This window comes from Pelomicrobium sp. G1 (assembly GCF_051905455.1).
Taxonomy (GTDB): domain Bacteria; phylum Pseudomonadota; class Gammaproteobacteria; order Burkholderiales; family UBA6910; genus Pelomicrobium.
In genome coordinates, this window is sequence record NZ_JBQACR010000444.1 from 1 (window position 1) to 254 (window position 254).

Consider the following 254-nt stretch of genomic DNA (forward strand, 5'->3'; position numbering starts at 1 on the left):
GTCCTGTTCTACCTGATGCTGGCTTTGCGGGCGGAGCTGCGCGCCCGCGGGGCCTTCGCCCGGACGCCTGAGCCCAACCTGGCCCGGCTCCTGTCCCTGGTGGCCCTCGGCACCGTGGCCGACGTGGTGAAGCTGGATCACAACAACCGCATCCTGGTGCACCAGGGGCTCGCGCGTATCCGGGCCCTGGACGCGCCCCCCGGAGTGCTGGCCCTGTTCCAGGCCGCGGGGCGCGACCCGCGCCGGGCGAGCGC

General features: G+C 74.4%; 1 pseudogene. It reads left to right on the top strand.

The annotated features are described in order from the left end of the window. Positions 1-254: pseudogene (locus ACTFO6_RS19155) on the top strand (single-stranded-DNA-specific exonuclease RecJ); the annotation flags it as partial.